This is a genomic window from Panacagrimonas sp. (assembly GCF_965216805.1).
Lineage (GTDB): Bacteria > Pseudomonadota > Gammaproteobacteria > Nevskiales > Nevskiaceae > Panacagrimonas.
The window spans coordinates 921875-940641 of sequence record NZ_CBDCGN010000003.1 but is presented as its reverse complement, the minus strand read 5'-3'; the positions used below and the strand labels follow the sequence as shown (position 1 = coordinate 940641).

At 64.6% G+C, this 18767-nt stretch carries 13 protein-coding genes; 3 read left to right on the top strand and 10 right to left on the bottom strand.

From position 1 onward, the window contains the following. Window position 1: 1 nt before the first annotated feature. From ACOOHP_RS17375 to ACOOHP_RS17345, 7 genes are all read right to left on the bottom strand, one after another. Complete coding sequence (locus tag ACOOHP_RS17375; RefSeq protein WP_420467749.1) at window positions 2-2122, bottom strand: DUF1302 family protein; 2121 nt, start codon at window positions 2120-2122, stop codon at window positions 2-4. Window positions 2123-2217: 95 nt separating this feature from the next. Next, window positions 2218-3216, bottom strand: coding sequence for a YCF48-related protein (locus ACOOHP_RS17370; protein ID WP_420467748.1), 999 nt, complete (start codon window positions 3214-3216; stop codon window positions 2218-2220). Between the two features lie 83 nt (window positions 3217-3299). Beyond that, window positions 3300-4697 carry a DUF1329 domain-containing protein gene (locus ACOOHP_RS17365; RefSeq protein WP_420467747.1) on the bottom strand — a complete coding sequence of 466 codons (1398 nt, stop codon included), beginning with the start codon at window positions 4695-4697 and terminating at the stop codon, window positions 3300-3302. Between the two features lie 594 nt (window positions 4698-5291). Then, complete coding sequence (locus tag ACOOHP_RS17360) at window positions 5292-6590, bottom strand: ACS family MFS transporter (RefSeq protein ID WP_420467746.1); 1299 nt, start codon at window positions 6588-6590, stop codon at window positions 5292-5294. 16 nt (window positions 6591-6606) lie between these two features. Next, a complete protein-coding gene (locus ACOOHP_RS17355) occupies window positions 6607-7656 on the bottom strand; it encodes an alpha/beta fold hydrolase (protein WP_420467745.1) in 1050 nt (349 codons plus the stop codon). Between the two features lie 66 nt (window positions 7657-7722). Beyond that, window positions 7723-10233: an FAD-binding oxidoreductase gene (locus tag ACOOHP_RS17350; RefSeq protein WP_420467744.1), complete on the bottom strand. Its 2511-nt coding sequence runs from the start codon at window positions 10231-10233 to the stop codon at window positions 7723-7725. Window positions 10234-10453: 220 nt separating this feature from the next. Continuing rightward, a complete protein-coding gene (locus ACOOHP_RS17345; protein WP_420467743.1) occupies window positions 10454-11260 on the bottom strand; it encodes an enoyl-CoA hydratase/isomerase family protein in 807 nt (268 codons plus the stop codon). Between the two features lie 188 nt (window positions 11261-11448). Between ACOOHP_RS17345 and ACOOHP_RS17340 the strand changes: the two genes are divergently transcribed. Further along, window positions 11449-12615, top strand: coding sequence for a serine hydrolase domain-containing protein (locus tag ACOOHP_RS17340; RefSeq protein ID WP_420467742.1), 1167 nt, complete (start codon window positions 11449-11451; stop codon window positions 12613-12615). Window positions 12616-12678: 63 nt separating this feature from the next. Here ACOOHP_RS17340 and ACOOHP_RS17335 read toward each other — a convergent pair whose 3' ends face one another. The 3 genes from ACOOHP_RS17335 to ACOOHP_RS17325 form a co-directional block, all read right to left on the bottom strand. Next, window positions 12679-13326: a response regulator gene (locus ACOOHP_RS17335; RefSeq protein WP_420467741.1), complete on the bottom strand. Its 648-nt coding sequence runs from the start codon at window positions 13324-13326 to the stop codon at window positions 12679-12681. After that, window positions 13326-14606, bottom strand: a complete 1281-nt coding sequence (locus tag ACOOHP_RS17330) for an ATP-binding protein (RefSeq protein WP_420467740.1) — start codon at window positions 14604-14606, stop codon at window positions 13326-13328. Before ACOOHP_RS17330 ends, ACOOHP_RS17335 begins: the two co-directional genes overlap by 1 nt. Window positions 14607-14733: 127 nt before the next feature. Then, complete coding sequence (locus ACOOHP_RS17325) at window positions 14734-16167, bottom strand: amidohydrolase family protein (protein WP_420467739.1); 1434 nt, start codon at window positions 16165-16167, stop codon at window positions 14734-14736. A 274-nt stretch (window positions 16168-16441) separates the two neighbouring features. On the opposite strand from ACOOHP_RS17325, the gene ACOOHP_RS17320 reads away from it, so the two are divergent. Both ACOOHP_RS17320 and ACOOHP_RS17315 read left to right on the top strand, forming a co-directional pair. Further along, complete coding sequence (locus tag ACOOHP_RS17320) at window positions 16442-17851, top strand: NAD(P)/FAD-dependent oxidoreductase (protein WP_420467738.1); 1410 nt, start codon at window positions 16442-16444, stop codon at window positions 17849-17851. 115 nt (window positions 17852-17966) lie between these two features. Further along, the gene (locus ACOOHP_RS17315; RefSeq protein ID WP_420467737.1) at window positions 17967-18728 is read left to right on the top strand and encodes an SDR family NAD(P)-dependent oxidoreductase; all 762 of its coding nucleotides are present in this window, start codon (window positions 17967-17969) and stop codon (window positions 18726-18728) included. The last annotated feature ends 39 nt before the right edge of the window (window positions 18729-18767 follow it).

Genomic DNA, 18767 nt, shown 5'->3' with positions numbered 1-18767 from the left:
TCTAGAACTGGTAACCCATGCGAATGCCGATTTCGTCCGCGAAATCGAGCAGGCTCATCAGATTGTTGTTGGCGTTGTCGCCCCACGCGCTGTCGGTGATGTAGTTGTAGTACAGGTTCATGGTGATGTTGCCGCGCGGCTTCCATTGCACCGCCGGCTGCACCAGCACGCCGCCCTGCACGTCGATCAGCGAGGCGACGCTGTACTCGAAGATGTAGGCATTGGTCGGCTGCAGCGCGGCCAGCACCACGTAGTGGGCGCCGCCGGGCAGGCCCGGGGTGATGCTGGGATCGGCGCTGGTGGGCACATCGGAATTCAGGATGATGCCCTGATCGCTGAAGTTCTCGCTGCCGTAGCCGGCCAGATCCAGACCGGCGAGATCGAACTCCTTCTGCCACAGGTACTGGAACAGCATGTAGGTGGCGGGGAAGTTCTGCGAGAAGCGCTGATACTTCTCGACCACCACACCCACCTGAACTTCATCGGTTTCGGCGAAGCCCTGGTTGAGGTCGATCGGGGTGTACTTGCGATCGGTCGTGTAGGTGGCTTCCACGTTGATGATCATCTGGTCGAACAGCGAGCCCGGCTCGGCATCGATCACGTAACCACCACCCAGACCGTAGATGTTCTCCGGCGAATACATGCGCTCGATGTGGCCGTGCAGGCCTTCGGCCGCAATGAAGAACGCATCGAGCTGGTTGTTGGCAGCGTTGGTATCGTTGCCGATCGGCTGCGCCAGAATCTGCTGTGCCGCCGGGAACTCGTCGATCGCGCGGTTCAAACCATCGAGGCCGTCGAGCTTGATGTAGCCCGAGTAGTAGAACCATTCCTCGGCCGTGAACACACCGGCCGGGGTGGCTTCGAACGCGGTCTGCGCCAACTGCGGGCCGCAGCCCTGACCCAGCGGCGAACCGAGCGCCAGTTCGCAATAGCGATTGAACGCCAGCCCTAGCAGGTTGGAACTCGGCAGCGGCTTGTTGATTTCGGACTTGGTCCAGCGGATGTTGCCCAGCGGGTTGTAGCGCCGGGTGAACATGGCCTGCAGGTTGTAGTTGCCGTACTCGCCCTTGAAGCGGATGCCGTAGTTGAACTTCTCGTCGTAGCCGAACTGCTTGTAGCGATCCTGAATATAGAACTGCGACGGCACGATGTTGTAAGGCGTGTTGACGTTGTTGATGATCGTCGGGATGAACTGCAGCGCGTAGGCGTCAGCCTGGATCTGGTCGGTCACCTGATGGGTGATGCGGATGCCAGGCGCCGAATTGCGCTCGTCGGCGAACTCCTCGATGGCGCGATCCAGGAACAAATGGCGGCGCAGATCCAGACCGTTGGCGACGTCCATGATGCGGAAGAACAGCAACTGGCCCCAGGCCACGCTCTGGTTACCGACGCGCACCGTGCTCTGGCCGTTGGTCCACTGCAGGAAGAAGGCCGGCAGGTCGACCATGTAATTGCGGCCGGAACGCTCGAACAGCAGCGGATTGTCGTCGCCATTCACCCGATAGCCGAGATGGCTGGGCTTGCCGTCGAACTGGTCGGAATTCTCGCTGTTGAAACCGCCGTTGATGTCGGCGTAGTCGCGCGCATCGAAGTCCCGGTAACCCAGATCGCCCGGGTCGTACAGCGCGCGCAGGCGTGTGATCAGCGAGAAGTTACCCCAGCGCAGCGTCGGCTGAAATTCGAAACGCAGCGCGTGGTAATTGAGATCGTTCTTGCGCGCGGGCACATAGCGGGTAAAGGTATCGCTGGTCCCGCCACCGCCGATGTCGCTGACGCCCAGGGTCGGCGGCAGCACGCCGGTGTTGATGGGAATGATGCCGCCGGGCCCGATCAGGGAGTCGGTGGGCACCAGCGTGGTCTGCCAGCCGAGGGCGGGGTTGCCGGCGTTGCGACGTATGGCAATGCCGTTGGTGGGATCGCCAAACTGGTTGGCGGGCGCGGCGTAACCGGTGCTGATCGCGGTCTCGAGCCGGAACTGCCCGTTGAACGACAGATCCGCGCCCAGGAACTTGCGATCCACGCGGCCCGCGGTGGCACCGCCGCCCTGCGCGATCGCGCTGGTCGACGCCAGCATGGCCAGTACTGCGGCCACTCCTACTCCGTATACCCCAAGCTTTGCCATGTTGCTCTCCTCCGCCACAGTCATTAATTAGGTTCTGCCGGTTCTCTACCGCAACATCCCCACCTTGTCCGGCATGATTCGGCAAGCGCCGCTCATCAACTGCCGATCTGGATAATCCTTCCAGAATGCCCCACCGCGATGATGCGTCCGCTGGTCGGGTCGGTCTTCGCCGTCTGATACCAGTCGGTGAGGATGTCGGCCTCTTCCACCGGGTACCAGGTGATTCCGCCATTGGTGCTGCGCATCATGATTCGAAAACCGGTCGCCACCACTTCTCCGTTGGGCTTGCTGGCAACGCCCAGGAAATTGGCAGTCGTATTGGTGCTGCAGCGCAGCCAGGTCGTACCGCCGTCGCTGGAGGTCAGAATTTCGCCCTCCTGGCCCACTGCGTAACTGTTGCCGGTGCCCGGCTCCGCGATGTGCAGCGCCGAGATGGTCGGGGTCCGGGCCTTGAGCTCCTTGAGCACTTTCCAGGTCTGCCCACGATCGGCGGATCGCAGGATCACGCCATACTCGCCGGCCAGCGTCACCTCTCCGTTCTCGGCGACGTGTACGGCGTACACGTGCGGCTCGGCGGTGCCGAAGGTTTCCTTGTCCTCGAAATCGGTCCAGGGCGGAGCGGACGGAGTCCAGCTCCTGCCGCCGTCCTCCGACTTCAGCACGGTTCCGAATTCGCCGCCGGCAAAGGCCAGCCCCGCGGCGTTGACGCTGACCGATAAAATGCGGCCGTCGAAGCCTGCATCGGCTTTGGCCCACTTGCCCGGCGACTCTTCGTACATCACCAGGCCCATCTGACCGACCGCGATGGTGTGATCGCCACCGCGATCCACCGCCAGCAAGGCCAGCTCGGTGGCTTCGTGCGCAACCGCCTCCCAGGTCTGGCCGCCGTCTTCCGACTGATAAATCGCACCACCGATCCCTACCGCGACGCTGCGCGTGGCATCCATGCTCAACCCGAAGAAGGCCGAATGCGCGATGCCGGACTCCACTACCTTGATCAAGCCCCCTTCGCCCTGCGCATTGGTCTGTCCGGTCGTGGCGACTGCGGACGACAGGCCCAGAGCGAACAGCGAAAAGATCGTGGCGCGTTTCATAATTCTTTGAATCTCCCCCTCATCGAGACCAGCCCGGCCGGCGAATCGCCGACCGGGCTGCCCACAACTATAGACTGCTCGAACTACACCGCGCCGAGGCGCGCGATCGCGGACTGCGTGCAGAACTTGTCGTAGATCGCCTTCTCGTCGCCACCGGGCGCTTCGTACTGGCTGGCATAACCACCGGCAATCTGCTTGCAGTGGTTGAACAGATCCAGACGTCCGGACTGGATGTCGTGGAAGTGCACATTGGTCCAGGACCAATGCGGCTTGCCATGACGATCCTTGTTGACGAAGTCGTCTTCGATCTGCGGGCCGAAGGCGGCGTCGACCTGCTTCCACAGCTCGCCACGACGGTCGAAGGTGATGTAGGCCACCAGCATGCCGTTGCGGGCATCGACCCAGACCTTCTTCTTACCGACCGGCGCACGCGGATAACCCGTGGGCTCGGACTCGATCGCGATGCACTCCGGCGCCAGTTCCATGGTGTATTCCATGAAACTCTTGCCCTTGGGGCCGCCGTGCCAGGAGTGGTTCTCCCAGTTCTCATGCGACTTGCCGCGGAAGTTGCCGGCGCCGGCCACCAGATGCGGGCCGCGACCGACGATCTTGGTATTGCCCCAGGTCAGCATCGGGTCGCCCGCACCCCAGGCATCCGACAGGAAGAACGACAGGCCCGGAACGATGGGCTCGAAGCGCTGGTTGGCCGGGAACTGACGCACGCGACGGAACTGCGGCAGGTAGCCGTAGATGTCCGGGAACTTGCGCTGGTCGTAGTACCAGGGCACCAGAAACGAGGCACCGGCTTGCTCCTGCGGCGCCGTGAAGAACACGCTCTGGTAACGCAGCATGTCGGACTTGCCGTCGAACACTGCTTCGCCTTCGGTACGGGCGGTGGTGTTGAGCTCGGTCCAGTACAGATCGTAGGTGTAGGCCGGCGATCCGTCGGGGTTCAGCGAGTAGGAACGCACCGCATACTGCGACATGTCGTGCCGGCCCCAGCTCAGGGTCAGGTTGGCAATGCCTTCCTGTCCGGTCTTGACGTCGACGAACGGGTTGCCGCCAATCCACGGGCCCTTGGTCGCGGTTTCCACCACGTTGCCGGTCTCGTCGAAGCTGGCCTTGCCGGCATTCTTGAGGGTGGCTTCCAGATAGGCGTGCGGGAAGAACTGGGTGATGTCCTTGTTGGGCGCGCGGATCTTGAGCCGGCGGCCCATCTCGGAAATCTGCTTGACCATGATGGGGTCAAGCAAGTGCGCTACGTGCTCGACATTGCCGGAGTCGACCGTGTCGCCGGGCTTGACCTTGCCCTTGGACTGAATCTCGATCGAGAGCAGCTCGTCGGGGTAAGCCTTGGTGATCTCGCCGGTGTCGGCGATGGTCTTCCAGGTCGGCGCCAACAGCCCGGCTCCGAGACCGAACGCCACCTTCTCCATGAATGCACGACGGCTGTAGTCGTGATCGTATTTCCTGATTCGCATTTTCTGCCTCCACATGGAACCGCTAGTAAGGTCGCCAACGACCCATCGTTTTGGGGTGATGCACCGGCAATGCCGGATATCGCCTTGTCAGGTGGATCGCTGGAGTGATCGGGATGCCATACAGCCTCCCTGCAACTACGTACGCCCTCGAACTACATTCCGGACGCAGCCGACCCGCATGACGATGTTGTGTGTTGAACGCCCGCGGCGATGTCGGTCGGGACGGCAAAGGCCGACGACTGCATCCTCCGGAACGTTCGATCGATCTGGTGTCGCTCCTCCATCTATGCCAATTCTCTCAATGCCTTGAGTGGCGATGGCGCATCTCGCGATAACCGTCTGCGCGACGCTGCCCGCATTTTAGTTATGCCTCTTGTCGAGGTTGCTGCAATCCGGATCGCAGACACCCAACCTTAAGCATGGGCGACGCATCCTGCAACCGACATTGGTATGGTGCCATATTATTTTTGGATTGCAATACCCGGTACCGGAGCCTTCCCCGGCGGAGGCCCCCACCCGCTGGCACCCTCCTGGATCGGTCCGCAGCGGCTTCAGCCGCGGCGGCGCGCGTCCCGTTGCGATGCCGATGCCGTCTCAATACATCGGTTTCGACCGCGAGAACAGAATCCATATCAGCGCTCCGAACGACGTCACCGTGGCCGCGACGACGAAAACCGATTCGTAGGAACCGGTGACGTCCAACACCCAGCCGGTAAACGCGATCCCCACGATACCGGGTATCGTACCTGCTGTGTTGGTGATGCCCACCAGAATGTCCGCGTGCCGGGGCGCGATCTCCAGGTGATTGGGTGCATAGCCGGCCCAGGTCAGCCCCAGCGCGCCCAGCGCGCCGCACATGAGCAGCACCGCCCCGGTCGGCGTTGCAGGCTGGCTGACTGCCAGCATGAAGGCCGACGCCCCCAACAGACCGCAGACCTGCATGAGCTTGCGCACCAGCGACACGTCGATGCCGCGGCGGATCAACTCGTCGGCGATCCAGGCAGCCAGATTGGATGCCGCGAACATGCTCAGCCACGGCGCGGCGGCCGCGAACCCGGCGTTGGCCAGATCCAGCCCCTGCACTTCGCGAAAATAGCTGGGCATCCACGCCAGCAGCACGTACAGGATCCAGTTGCTGCAGAAGTGATTGATCAACAGCGCCCAGAAAGGCGCAGCGGCGAGCAGCTTGCGAACCGGCAGGGGGCTGCGAACCGCCGCTCCGGCTTCCACTCCCGCGGCGATGTACGCGCGTTCCGCTTCCGAGATGCCCGGGTGCTGCGCGGGCGAGTCGTGAACCACGACAAACCAGACCAGAGCGATCGCGATGCCGGCAATGCCGAAAACATAGAACACGCTGGCCCAGCCAAACTGGGCGACCAGCAGTCCGGACAGGGCCAGACCGATCACCGTCCCCAGCGGAATGCCGCCCAGCGTGGCCGCAACCGCGCGCGACCGCTCCACCCGCGGGATCCATTTGCCGTAGAGGTTGTAGGTGGCGGGGAAGGTCGCCGCCTCGCCCAACCCCAGCAGGACGCGCGAGACGAACAGGGCGGCGAATCCGACCATCGCCGCGATCGGTGTGATGGCGGTAAACACCGACCACAGCAGCAGCGCGCCGCCCAGGGTCCAGCGTCCGCCAACCCGGTTGGCCAGCCAGCCCGCCGGGATCTGCCCGAGCATGTAGCCGATGAAGAACGAGGACATCACCAGGCCCTTGTCCGTGGCACTCCAGCCGAAATGCTCGGCCATCGGGATGATGGCGATGGAGATGTTGACCCGGTCGATATAGCAGACGAAGGCGGCGATAAAGCACATCGCCACCAGCACGTGTCGCTTGCGGGTGGCGGCGGTGGGCGCGATGGCGTCCTTACCGGCGGTGAGGGACTCGCTCATCCGAGGGCGCGCGCAGTCAGCACAGGCTACGCAGGAACTGCAGCAGCAGGCGATTCGTCTCGGCAGGCCGCTCCTGCTGAATCCAGTGCCCGACGCCCGCGAACAGATGCGTGCCGCGGTAGTCCGCCATGTGCTGCGCAGCCTGCTCGACGTTCTCCATGCCCCACTGCGTACCCACGTCGAAATCCGAACCGATGAAATACGAAGGCGGCGTCAGCGGCTTGCCGGCCTGCGACGCGAGGTCGGCCCAGTCGTTATCGACGTTGTGGTAATACGCCAGCGGGCCACCGAAGCCGGAGCGCTCGAATTCGGCGACGTAGAAATCCAGATCCGCCTCACTGAGCCAGGCTGGCAGCGTCCTGGGATTGAGGAAGGCGTCCTTGAGCCGCGCGCCTTCCGGCATGCACAGTGGGCCGTGGCGCAGCGTCTCGAGCGGGCTCATCGGCGGTGCACCGGCTGCGGCCGCAGCCGCGACCAACTCGCCCACGCCTTCACCCGAGACGGTGTAGTAGATGCTGCGCAGCCAGCCGCGCAGATCGGATTCGATCTCGGCGATCACCGCGGTCTGTTCGCCGAAGTAGTCCTGATAGAACACCCGACCCGGACCGGTCACGACCTTGTGGTACTCCGCCGGACGTACCGTACCCCAGGGGTTCCCCGGCAGGCCGATCAGCGCGCGATCCGCGAACGGCACGCTGATGCCGATCACGCCGCGGCAGCGCTCCGGATGCAGCCAGGCAAACGTCCACGCCACCGGCGCACCCCAGTCATGGCCGATGACCACCGCTGACTTCACGCCGTAGTGGTCGATCACCTTGCGGATGTCGTCGACCAGCGGATGAATGCGGTAGGCATTGTTGTCACGGAACTTCGACGACTGACCATAGCCGCGCTGATCGATCGCTACCGCCTTGTAGCCCGCTTCCGCGAGCGCGGTGAGCTGGTGCCGCCATGAATACCAGGACTCCGGAAATCCGTGGATCAGCACCACCAGCGGACCTTCGCCCTGTTCCACGGCGTGGATGCGGACGCCGTCGAGCGCCAACAGCCGGTGCGTGCGCTGCATGAAATCTCTCCCCCCTTCGTTAGTTGTGGCTAAAAGCTTACGCCAGCCCATCGACAAGGCGCTCCCTCAGTCGTGGGACACCACCGGCGCATTCGCGTGCGCCAGCGTTGGGGGTGTGCGGTAGTTGCGCTGAATCAGGGTGCGCTCGCCGCGCAGCCGGGTCGCGGCCCACTTGCCGAGCACCCGCGCCACCATCGACGGCGTCAACATCGCCAGGGGTGACTTGACCATGTGTATCACTGACAGAAACGTGCGGTAAGCATCCAGATCCTCGTGCACCAACTCGGTCAGGCGGTCCATGTACCAGTTCAGTGCGCGAAAGTAGAACGGTCGCTTGCTTTCCACGTCGCGCACCCAGTCGAAACGCAGCGTCTGCTCCCGCACGACGAACCAGGCACCGTCAGCGATCCTCGATACCGCACGGTAATAGCGCCGTGGCAGTGCCGGGTCGGCCGGACGGTACTTGTCGAGCAAGTCGCGCAGGCGCGCCACTTCCTGCAAGGTAATGGTCATGCCCAGTCCGGCAACGGGATCGGTGCTGGTATAGGCATCGCCAATGGCCACGAGCCCCGCCGGCGGTCGCGCGAGGTTCTCGTAGCGATACCGTTGCATGCGCGGACTGCGAAAGTTGTAAACCGGAGACGCGGGCTCCAGACCTTCGATGTTCTCGAATACCACCGGCGACTGCATCCGCTTGGCAAACTGAGCAAACTCCGCCGGATTGCGCGGCGGCGTGTAGCAGTTGTACTCGATCAGCGAGGTCAGCAGGATCGAGCGGCTTTGGTCGATGTAGTACTGCGCAGCATAGGTCTGCTCATGCGGCCGGTAGGCATAGCAGATCACCATCACCTTGTCGTCCCAGCGTCGCTCCGGCGGAACGTGGTGCAGCATGCTGGAGTAAAAGCAGTTGAGGATGTCCTCTTCCAGCTCCGGCGCGCCGACACCCATGCGCTCCATAAATTCCGGCAGGCGTGTGTTCTTGCCGGAGGCGTCGACCACGAACTCCGCCGGAATCACTTCGAGTCCGTCTTCACCGTTCACCGCTACGCCGATCACCGCGTTGTGTTGCGCGTCATAGACCAGATCCTGCATTTCGGTCCCGTAGCGGAAGTCGATATTGGATATCTCATCAAGCCGCCGACGCAGACACCACTCGATCAAGGGACGCCCGGCACACACGATCTCGATGTCGCTGTCACAGCGCTTCTTCCAGCTCCCGGCCAGGCGCAACTGGTAATTGCGCGCCATGTCCACCTTGAACGCGCCCTCACGGACCATGTCGTCGACGATGCCGGGGAAAATCCGCTCCGCTTCCTGTTGGCCGGCGATCAGCAGGTGATGCAGGTGATGCCCTTGGGCTGCGCCCGGACGCCCTTCGCGACGGTCATGCTGAGAGTCCTGTTCCAGCACGATCACCCGGTCGAATCGCTCGCTCAGCACCTTGGCCGTGGCGATGCCGGCCACGCTGCCGCCGACGATCACCGCGGTTCCGCGCGCAGCCGCGCGCAGTGCGGTCATGTCTAGCGATGCCAGGTCCACCCGCGGCGGCTGGCGCAGACGTTGGCGCGCCCCGCTGGGCACGAACTTCTCGAAGTACAGTCCGGCACGATGCAGCCCCTGAGCCGCGATCCAGCCACGCACCGCCTCGACCATCGCGGGCGGCCCACACAGATAAACATCGGCATTGCCGTCGTTGAGCAGACTGCGGTCCAGCAGGTCGGTGACCACTCCGACCGGTCCATCCCAGCGCGCATCGGCCGTGGCCACGATGGTGCGTGCCGACAGCAGTGGCTGGCGGCGCAGGAGCGCTTCCAAGACCTCGCGCTTGCACAGATCGTCGTAGTGCGTCACGCCGTAGAGCAGGCTGACCGGATGCTCCAGCGGCGCGGCAGCAAGCTGTTCGGCCATCGCCAGGATCGCGGACAGGCCGGTGCCACCGGCAACCAGAACCAGGGGACGCGTCACCGCGCGCAAATGAAACGTGCCCTTGCTGCCACGCAGGCCGATGCGATCACCGGGCTTGGCGCGCTGCCGAAGATAATCGCTCATCACGCCCTGCGGCAGCAGGCGCACGATGAATTCCAGTTGCAGGTTGTCGCGCGACGTATGCGCGTAAGAATAGCTGCGCCACTGTTCGGCGCCCGGCACCCGCAGTTGCGCAAACTGGCCGGCGCGATAATCCAGCCGTTCACCCAGGCTGCTGGCATCGATACGCAGCAGCGCGGTGGAGGCCGAGATCAGCTCCACCGCGGTCACCACCGCCTCGCCGGTGACCAGTTGCGCCGCGTTGTCGTTCAGCGGGTATTTCAGCTCGATGACGCAGTCCGATTGCACGGTCGCCTGACAGGTCAGCAGCTTGCGCTGCTCACGTTCGACCTGACTCAGGCCCTCAGTGCGCCCGGTCTCGTACAGCCCGGAAGTACAACCGGCGACGCAGGTTCCGCAGACTCCGCTTTCGCATTCGCTGACGATGGGCACGCCGTGCACCTCGGCGGCTTCCAGCAGGGTCTGCTCCGGCGCTACCGGCATGCGCCGTTCCGCGCCCCCCTCATAACGCACCGTGACGGTGTAACTCATAACCGTTCTCCGCGCCGCCCTGGTGGCGGTTTTCAAGTCGACCCAGAATCCCGCCAGTCGTGCCTGCCAGCTATCACCCGATAAGGGGATCGTTTCGGCGTGTCAGGGTGTGGTCGAAGTCGCGCCAGCCAGATCGACACGCGTCATCGTGCGCTTTGGGTCCTTGCAAATCTTCCCCGAAGGCGTGCGCGGAAACTCCTCGATCACGCACTGGTCACCCTCATTTTCCAGTGAACGCTGGCCGGCGCCGTTCACGAAACGCATTCACCGCTTCCTGATGATCGCGCGTGACATTGGACATGCTCTCGTACGCCAGGCCCATATCGAACAGCTGATGTGCCAGGGCCTTGAGTGGGGTGTTGGTGACAATCTTGGTCCAGCGGATTGCACGGGTCGCGCCCGCCGCCAGCTCGCGCGCGAGTCCGTACACCGCGTCATCGAGCTGTTCGGCCGCGACGACGCGGTTGATCAGGCCGATACGCTCTGCTTCTTCGGCCTTGGCCAGCTTGCCGGTGAACAGGTACTCGCGGGCTCGCGCAAACCCAACCAGTTGCGACCACAGGATGGCACCGCCATCCCCGGCGACCAGTCCGACCGAAACATGGGGATCGCCGATCACCGCGTTACTCGAAGCGATGGTCATGTCACAGGCCAGCGCCAGCGACGCGCCGAGCCCGGTCGCAGCACCATTGAGTCTGCAGATCAGCGGCTTTTCCAGTTCCAACTGGCTGAACAGGATGCGCTTGGCCTCGCCACCCATGCGCAGGAATACCTCGGGGTCATCGATGGCCTCCTGCAACCAGATCAGATCACCGCCGGCGCAGAAGGCCTTGCCCTCGCCGGTCAGGACCAGCACGTCCGAGCCTTCGTCGTCCGCCAGGTCGCAGAACAAGCGCGACAGCTCCTCGTGCAGCGCGGCATTGACCGCGTTCATCGCCTGCGGACGCGACAGGGTGGCGGTGAGGATGCGGCCCTCGCGGCTGAACTTGATGCAGGTGTAGGCGCTACTTTTTTCTTCGATGCGCATGCCGACCTCGGGTTGCGGGAATGTGCCATTGTCGGAATGCGCCGATGCAGCCGGAAATCACGCAAAACGGGGCCGTCCGGCGCCCGTTCGGGGGGCGTGACCGGGTTCGACCTCAGTCCCATCGGCGACCGCCACCCCTTACCATCGGAAAAACCCAAGCTTTGTTCACAACAGTCGAGGAGATTGCGATGGCCATGCAGCAAGCGCTAGACACCCTGTTGAAAGGCGCCACCGAGGCGGGCGATGTGCCCGGCGTGGTGGCGATGGTCACTAACCGTGATGAGACGATCTACGAGGGCGCATTCGGCGTGCGCAAGGCCGGCGAAAAGCAGGCGATGACGCAGGACACGGTCGGCCTGATCGCGTCGATGACCAAGGCGATCACCTCAGTGGCCGCGATGCAACTGGTCGAGCAGGGCAAGCTCGATCTGGAAAGCCCGGCCTCGAAGTGGGCACCGGAACTCGGCAAGGTGCAGGTGCTGGACGGCTTCGATGCCGCCGGCAAGCCGAAGCTGCGCGCCCCGAAACATGCGATGACGCTCAAGCATCTGCTCACGCATACCGCGGGCTTCGGCTACTCGTTCACCAGCGCCGATATCAAGAAGTACGAGGAAGTCACCGGCGAACCCGGCCCGTTCACCTGCACCCGTGCCAGCCTCAACGCACCGCTGCTGTTCGACCCGGGCGAGCGCTGGGAGTACGGCATCAACATCGACTGGGCCGGCCAGCTCGTCGAGCGGGTCAGCGGCATGCGGCTCGGCGAGTACTTCACCAAGCACATCCTTGGCCCGCTGGGCATGAATGACACCGCCTTCGTCCTACGACCCGACATGATGGCTCGCCGCGCTCACATCCATGCGCGTCTGCCGGACGGCACGGCGACACCGATCGACCTGGTACTGCCGCAGCCGCCGGAAGTCGACATGGGCGGCCACGGCATGTACGGCACGGTGGGCGATTACCTCAAGTTCGTGCGCATGCTCCTCAACCGCGGCGACTCGCCGGGCGGACGCATCCTCAAGGCCGAGACCGTGGACCAGATGGGCCAGAACCAGATTGGTGATCTGCTCATCACCGGCTTCAAGACCGCCGATCCGACCCTGCTCAACGACATGCCGCTGCCGCCTGACAATCCGCACAACTGGGGCCTGGCCTTCATGCGTAACGAGAAGACCTTCGTCACCGGGCGCAGCCCCGGCAGCCTGATGTGGGCCGGCATCTGCAACAGCTACTACTGGATCGACCCGACCGTGGGCGTCGCCGGTGTGTATCTGACGCAGGTGCTGCCGTTCGCGGACGTGAAATCGCTGCCGCTGTTCTTCGGGTTCGAGGGCACGGTCTACCAGAACCTCTGATGCAGCCACCCTCTCCCCGCCTCGGCGGGGAGAGGGCCGGCGTCAGCGCGCACCACCGCAACGTTACCCGATCAACTGTTGTCGCAACGCGATAGCCACCGCATGGGCGCGGTCCGACGCGCCCAGCTTTTCGTAGATCTTTTTCAGGTGAGACTTCACCGTCTCCTCGGTAATCGACAAGGTGCGCGCGATCATCTTGTTGCTCTTGCCGTCCGCCAGCGCTTCGACGATGTGCATTTCGCGTACCGACAAAGCGCTGCGATCCTCGGCGGTGCGTGCGTCCTGCGCCATGCGCCGCAGCAGCGGCAAGGTGATCTCGGCCTGCAGATAAGCGCCGCCGCCCGCAACCGAGCGCACCGCGCGCAGCAAATCCCCGCCGGAGGCGCTCTTGAGCAAATATCCGCGCGCGCCAGCGTTCATCGTGCTCCACACGTAGCCCGGGTTGTCGTACATGGTGAAGACGATGATGCGCGCCTCCGCGTGTCCGGCCATGATCTCGGCGATGGCGCTCATGCCGCTCTGGCCCGGCATCTTGAGGTCGATCACCACGATATCGGGATAGTGATCCAGTGCGTCCATCTCGCGCAGCCCGGTCTGCGCTTCTCCCGCCTGGCCGACCACGACGATGTCGTCTTCCTGATCGAGCATGCGGGCGACGGCCTGGCGCAGCACGTGGTGATCGTCAATCAGGTAGACGCGGATCGGTTCCATCAGTGGTCGGACCTCGGCAGTCGCACTTCAACCCGCGTACCGGCACCGGCTCGCGATTCCACCTGCAAAGAGCCCCCGGCCGTCTGCGCGCGCTCACGCATCGTCATCAGGCCGTAGTGGCCCACCGGCACGCGCAAGGGATCGAAGCCACAACCGTCGTCGCGGATCACCAGTACCACCTCGTCGCCGTGCGGTTCCAGACTGACCTCCACATGCCGTGCGCCGGCGTGTTTCTGAATATTGAGCAGCGCTTCCTGCAGCAGGCGGAACAGCATGGCGTCCTGCCGCGAGCGCCAGTCGCGCAGGCTGCGGTCGATCCGCCAGTCCAGGGTGAACGGTGAGTTGTCGGCCAGCCGCGTCAGATATTCACGCGCGGCCTCGTAGAAGCCCAGTTCGTCGAGCACCGTCGGCCGCAGTTCATTCATGATCGAACGCACGTCGTGGGTGCAGGCGCGCACGGTGGTGTCGAGTTCGTCCAGCGGCTCACGCAGGCGCTGCGGTTCGTCGATGAAACGCCGGCACTGCTCCAGCCCGGTGCGAAGACCGAACAGATGGCCGCTCATGCGGTCGTGCAGGTCGCCGGCAATGTTGCGCCGCTCGTCTTCCTGCACCTGCGCAAAGCGTCGCAGCACGGCCTGATAGCGCTCGCCGGATTCACGCAAGGTGCGTGCGTGCTCCAGGATCAGCGCCGCATGCTGACGCGCCCAACCGGCGATGATCGCGCCCATGAAGCCGGCAAAGCCGAGCAGGAAGAATTGCGTGCCCAGAGTGATCCAGGTCTCGCGCGTTCCCCCGCTGTAAAGCGGCTCGGCAAAGAACAGTGCCACGGTCAACGCGCAATTGAATACCGCGATGCCGATGGACTCCCACACGCCGAAGCGGATCGCCACCGACATCTGGGTGAAGTAGAAGAATGGATACAGGATGGAGTCGATGCCACCGGTGAACAGGCAGATCATCGCAGCCAACACCGGGTCGGCGAAGGTGGTGGTCACCGCGGCGCGGCGGATATTGCGTGCGTATGCCGCCTGCAGGTAGGCCCAGATGCCGTAAGTGACGCCGGCGGCAAACACCATCCACACCGGGGTCAGGCCGAGCGTGTAGCCATGCCCCTGCAGGACCACGAACCAGCCGACCAGGCCGATGTCGCGCAGCCAGCGGATGTCCATCTCGGCGCGTCGCAGCCGGTGTTCGTCCTGCTGGGTATCGGTCCACAGCGGATCGGCGCGCGCGTCGGACATCGGCCTCAGCACACCGGGATCGGACAGGGCGTTGAACATGGACCATCCCCGGACATTGCGTGTCGTCCCGAGCATAGCGCGGCGCTCTGCGAGCCTGTCCAAAAAATGCTGCGCACGCCTCAGCGCTTGAGGTTGCGGCTGGCCTCGGCAACAGGCCACGTGCGCGTCATGCCGCATCACCCGGTGAGGCTTTGCGGATGAATCCGTAATAGCGGTTGGATGGCTTGCCACCCGCAGCGAGGTACTCGGCCTTGGCCAGGCTCAGCGCATCGTCGCGCCATCCCGCGGCGGCCACGGTCTGCTGCAGGCGGAACAAGGGCACCGCGTTGTGGCCCAGGATCGCCGATTTCACCGGTCCGTCGGCGTCGCCCAGCGGCTTGAAGCCGTGCGTGCGCTGCAGTTCCGCCGGAATCTCGATATGGCGAAACGCCTCGATCTGCCATTGCGGCGAGCCGTACCACACCGAGTCGGTGCCCCACATCACGTGGTCGTGCCCCATGCCCTTGATCAGCGAACCGAGTATCGCCGCAGCGAGCTTGGGATGCGTGACCACGCAACTGCCGAAGGTGGTGCCGAGCTCGGCATAGACGTTGGACACCTGGTACTGCTCCGGCACGCGGGCCAGATCCGTCACCCAGTCGATTTCGCCGGTGGCGTCGAAGCGCGCCAGGGTCGGACCCGGATCGGTCAGGAACATGCGCAGGCCGGAGTGATAGATGACGAACTTCAGTTCCGGCCAATCCCTGGCCGCACGCCCGACGTCGTCGACCATGGCGTGGCGCCAGTGCTTGAGGCTGCGCTCATAGTCGTCCGGCAGCAGGCCCTTGTGCACGCAGACCGTGCGGATGCCTGACTTCATCATCTTCTCGTAGGCCGGATACATCAGCTTCTCGTCATCCATCCGCCAGGGATACTGCGAAGTCTCGAACGGATCGCCCAGGGTGTAGCCCTTCCAGCCGTCGGGCTTGTAGATCTCGATCGCCTTATCGATCTCCTCCAGCCAGCCCGGCTGGCCCGGCGCCATCACGCTGTGACACATCAACCGACGCGAGCCCGCGGCCTCGTTGACCAGTCGCCGCGCCTGCTCCAGCCCGGCGTTGCCGACGATGACGTTGTCGCCCTGCTCCGAGGGCGCGGCGCTGACCAGGCCGATGTGCGTATCGCTGTCGAAATACACCTCTTTCAGGAAGTGATCCCACTTGTAGCGATCCAGGGTCACGCCTTCGCGCACCAGTACCGGGTTCCAGTTCTTGGCGTACTCGCCCAGGGCCAACACGATTTCCTTCTGGTAGTCGTCGCGCACGAAGTGCAGCTGTACGTCGATCACCAGCTGGTCCTTGACCCGCTCGCGCAACCTGGCGATTGCATCCAGGTCCGGCGTCGCAGCCTGCGCGTCATTGAAATAACTGCCGAACACGGTGTTCATCGCCGCCAGGGCGGTCATCAGTCCGGCGCTGGAGCGCAGGAAGTCGCGCCGGCTCATGCCCAGTTCGCGCGAATGTCGCGTCGCCAGCTCGCCCAGCTCGAACTCCACCCGCTTCTGATCCGCGGTCTGCGCGATGGGCAGGAACTCGCCGTTGGAGATCATCCGGGTGGGCATGGGCCACTGGTCGTGCTCGCCATCCGGCGACCGCAAAATGCTTCGCTGCCGATCATCCAGCCACATCGTCTGCTCTCCTTCCGACTTGTAGCCGCAGCTTGGTTGACGCCTCAGGCTGGATAAATCACACGACTAGGGGGGCGGCACGCCCCGTTCGGGGCGCGCGCAGCAACACCCCCGAACGAACCGGCGGACGGAACCGATCCGGTGATACCGGCGCTGCGGACCCTGATCTACGCTGCCCATACCGCGGAAACCCAGGAACGCACCGCCCATGAATCAGGCCATGCCACCTCAGCGTCATCTCGGTGGATTCGGTGGTCGGCATGCCGTGGTCATCGGCGCCAGCACCACCGGGCTGGCTGCCGCCGCGGCTGCGGCACGACATTTCGAGCAGGTCACCGTCCTGGAGCGCGACGCGCTGCCGGCAGAACCGGTGTGGCGCATGGGCGTGCCGCAGGGCCGTCATGTGCACTCGCTGCTCAAGGGCGGCCAGAAGGTGTTCAACCACTACTTCCCGGGCCTGACCGCCGACATGCTGCGCGGCGGATCGGTGGAAGTGGACCTGGGCCGCGACATCATCTGGCACCACTCGGGCGGCTGGAAGCGGCGCTTCGCCAGCGGCGTGCGCATGCAATGCCAGACCAAGGGTTATCTGGAGTGGTCCGTACGCCAGCGCCTGCTGCAATGGCCGTGTGTCGCATTCCGCGCCGGCACCGGCGTCCGCAGCCTGCTGGTGGACGATGGTCGCATCACCGGTGTCGGATTGGCCGATGGCAGCATGCTGGAAGCGGATCTGGTAGTCGACGCCAGCGGCCGCAGTTCCTCCATGCCGCGCTTTCTGCAGGCGCTGGATCTGCCAGCACCTGCCGTGACCGAGCTGCCGGTGGACATTGGCTACGCCTCGCAGATCTTCCGGCCCGGACCCTCGTCGCGCGACTGGCTGGGCATGCTGATCCACTCGAGCCCGCCGGCCACCCGTACCGCGGCCCTGATGCCGCTGGAGGACGGGCGCTGGATCGTCACCCTGGTCGGCTGGAACGGCGACCTGCCCGCCGCCGACGGCAACATGGCCAGCTTCATGGAATGGGCGCGCGGCCTGCCGGTGCCGGACCTGTACCGCGCCATCCGCGAGGCGGAGCCGGTGGATCGCGTCTGGCGCTGGAAGTTTGTCTCCAACCAACGCCGGCATTACGAGCGCATGCGCGCGCTACCCGAGGGTCTGGTGGTGTCGGGCGATGCCAATACCTCACTCAATCCGATCTATGCCCAAGGCATGTCGCAGGGTGCCATCGGTGCCGGCCTGCTCGACGCCAGCCTGGACGAGCAGCGCCGGGTGGCGGGTCCTGGCCGGCTCCGAGGATTGTCGCAGCGCTTTCACCAGCGCTATGCGCGCTTCATCGATCAATGCTGGATGACCTCCACCGCCGAGGACTACGGGGTTCTGGGCAGCCACGCACAGAAAGCCTGGTACGCACCCCTGCTCGCGCGTTACCTGCACCGCTACACCGAGCTGACCTGGCACGACGAATCCGCCGCGCGCGCCTTCCTGGACGTGATGAATCTGCAGAAGCCGCCGACCTCGCTGCTGGCACCAGCGTTACTGAGCAAAGCCTTGTTCGGCCGGCGGCGGGAGCCACGCACCGAAGCGCCGACGCTCGAAGCCGCGGTAACCGCGCCCTGACCGTGGTGCACCCGATCGGGCGACGGCAAACCCCTGCTTGCGTGATTCCGGCGCAAGCACGCGGCGCCGAGACTCTGCTCCAGCGGCCAACCGATTACCGAGGAGAACCCACGCCATGAAAGCGCTGTTCCAGGACAAAACCGTATTGATCACGGGTGCGGCGGCCGGCATCGGCCGCGCGATGGCGCTCGGTGCAGCCGAGGAGGGCGCCCGACTGGTGCTGGGCGACGTGGATGCCCAGGCGCTGAACGCAACCGTGGCCGAACTGCGTGGGCGTGGCGCCACCGTCTATGCCGCGACCTGCGACGTGCGCCGCCAGGCCGACCTCGACGCACTGGTCGCCGACGGTGAACGTGAAGCCGGGCCGCTGGACACCGTGTTCGCCAACGCCGGCGTGCTCGGTTCGCCCAGCGAAGTCTGGAAAATTCCCGAAGCACAGTTCGCGGCGGTGATGGACATCAACGTCATGGGCTGCTGGCGCACCCTGCGCGCGGTGCTGCCGGGCATGGTCGAACGCCGGCGCGGCACCCTCGTCGCCACCGCCTCGGCCGGTGGGTTGATCGGGGCGCCGGGATTATCGGCCTATGTGGCAAGCAAGCACGCCGTGGTGGGTCTGGTCAGAACCACGGCGCTGGAGGTGGCCGCACATGGCATCCGCGTCAACGCGCTGTGCCCGGGCATGACCGACACCGCCATGCTGGATCGCGTGGCCAACGAGATTCCGGGTTTGCGCGAATCGCTGATGAGCATGAACCCCAGCGGACGCGTCGGGCGCCCAGACGAGGTCGCCCGCGCGGCATTGTGGCTGGGCTCGGCACAGTCCACTTTCGTCACCGGGCACCCGCTGGTCATCGACGGCGGCTTTCTCGCGCAATAAGGGCAAACCCCTCGCCCGACCCCGCGCCGCGGAACCGCC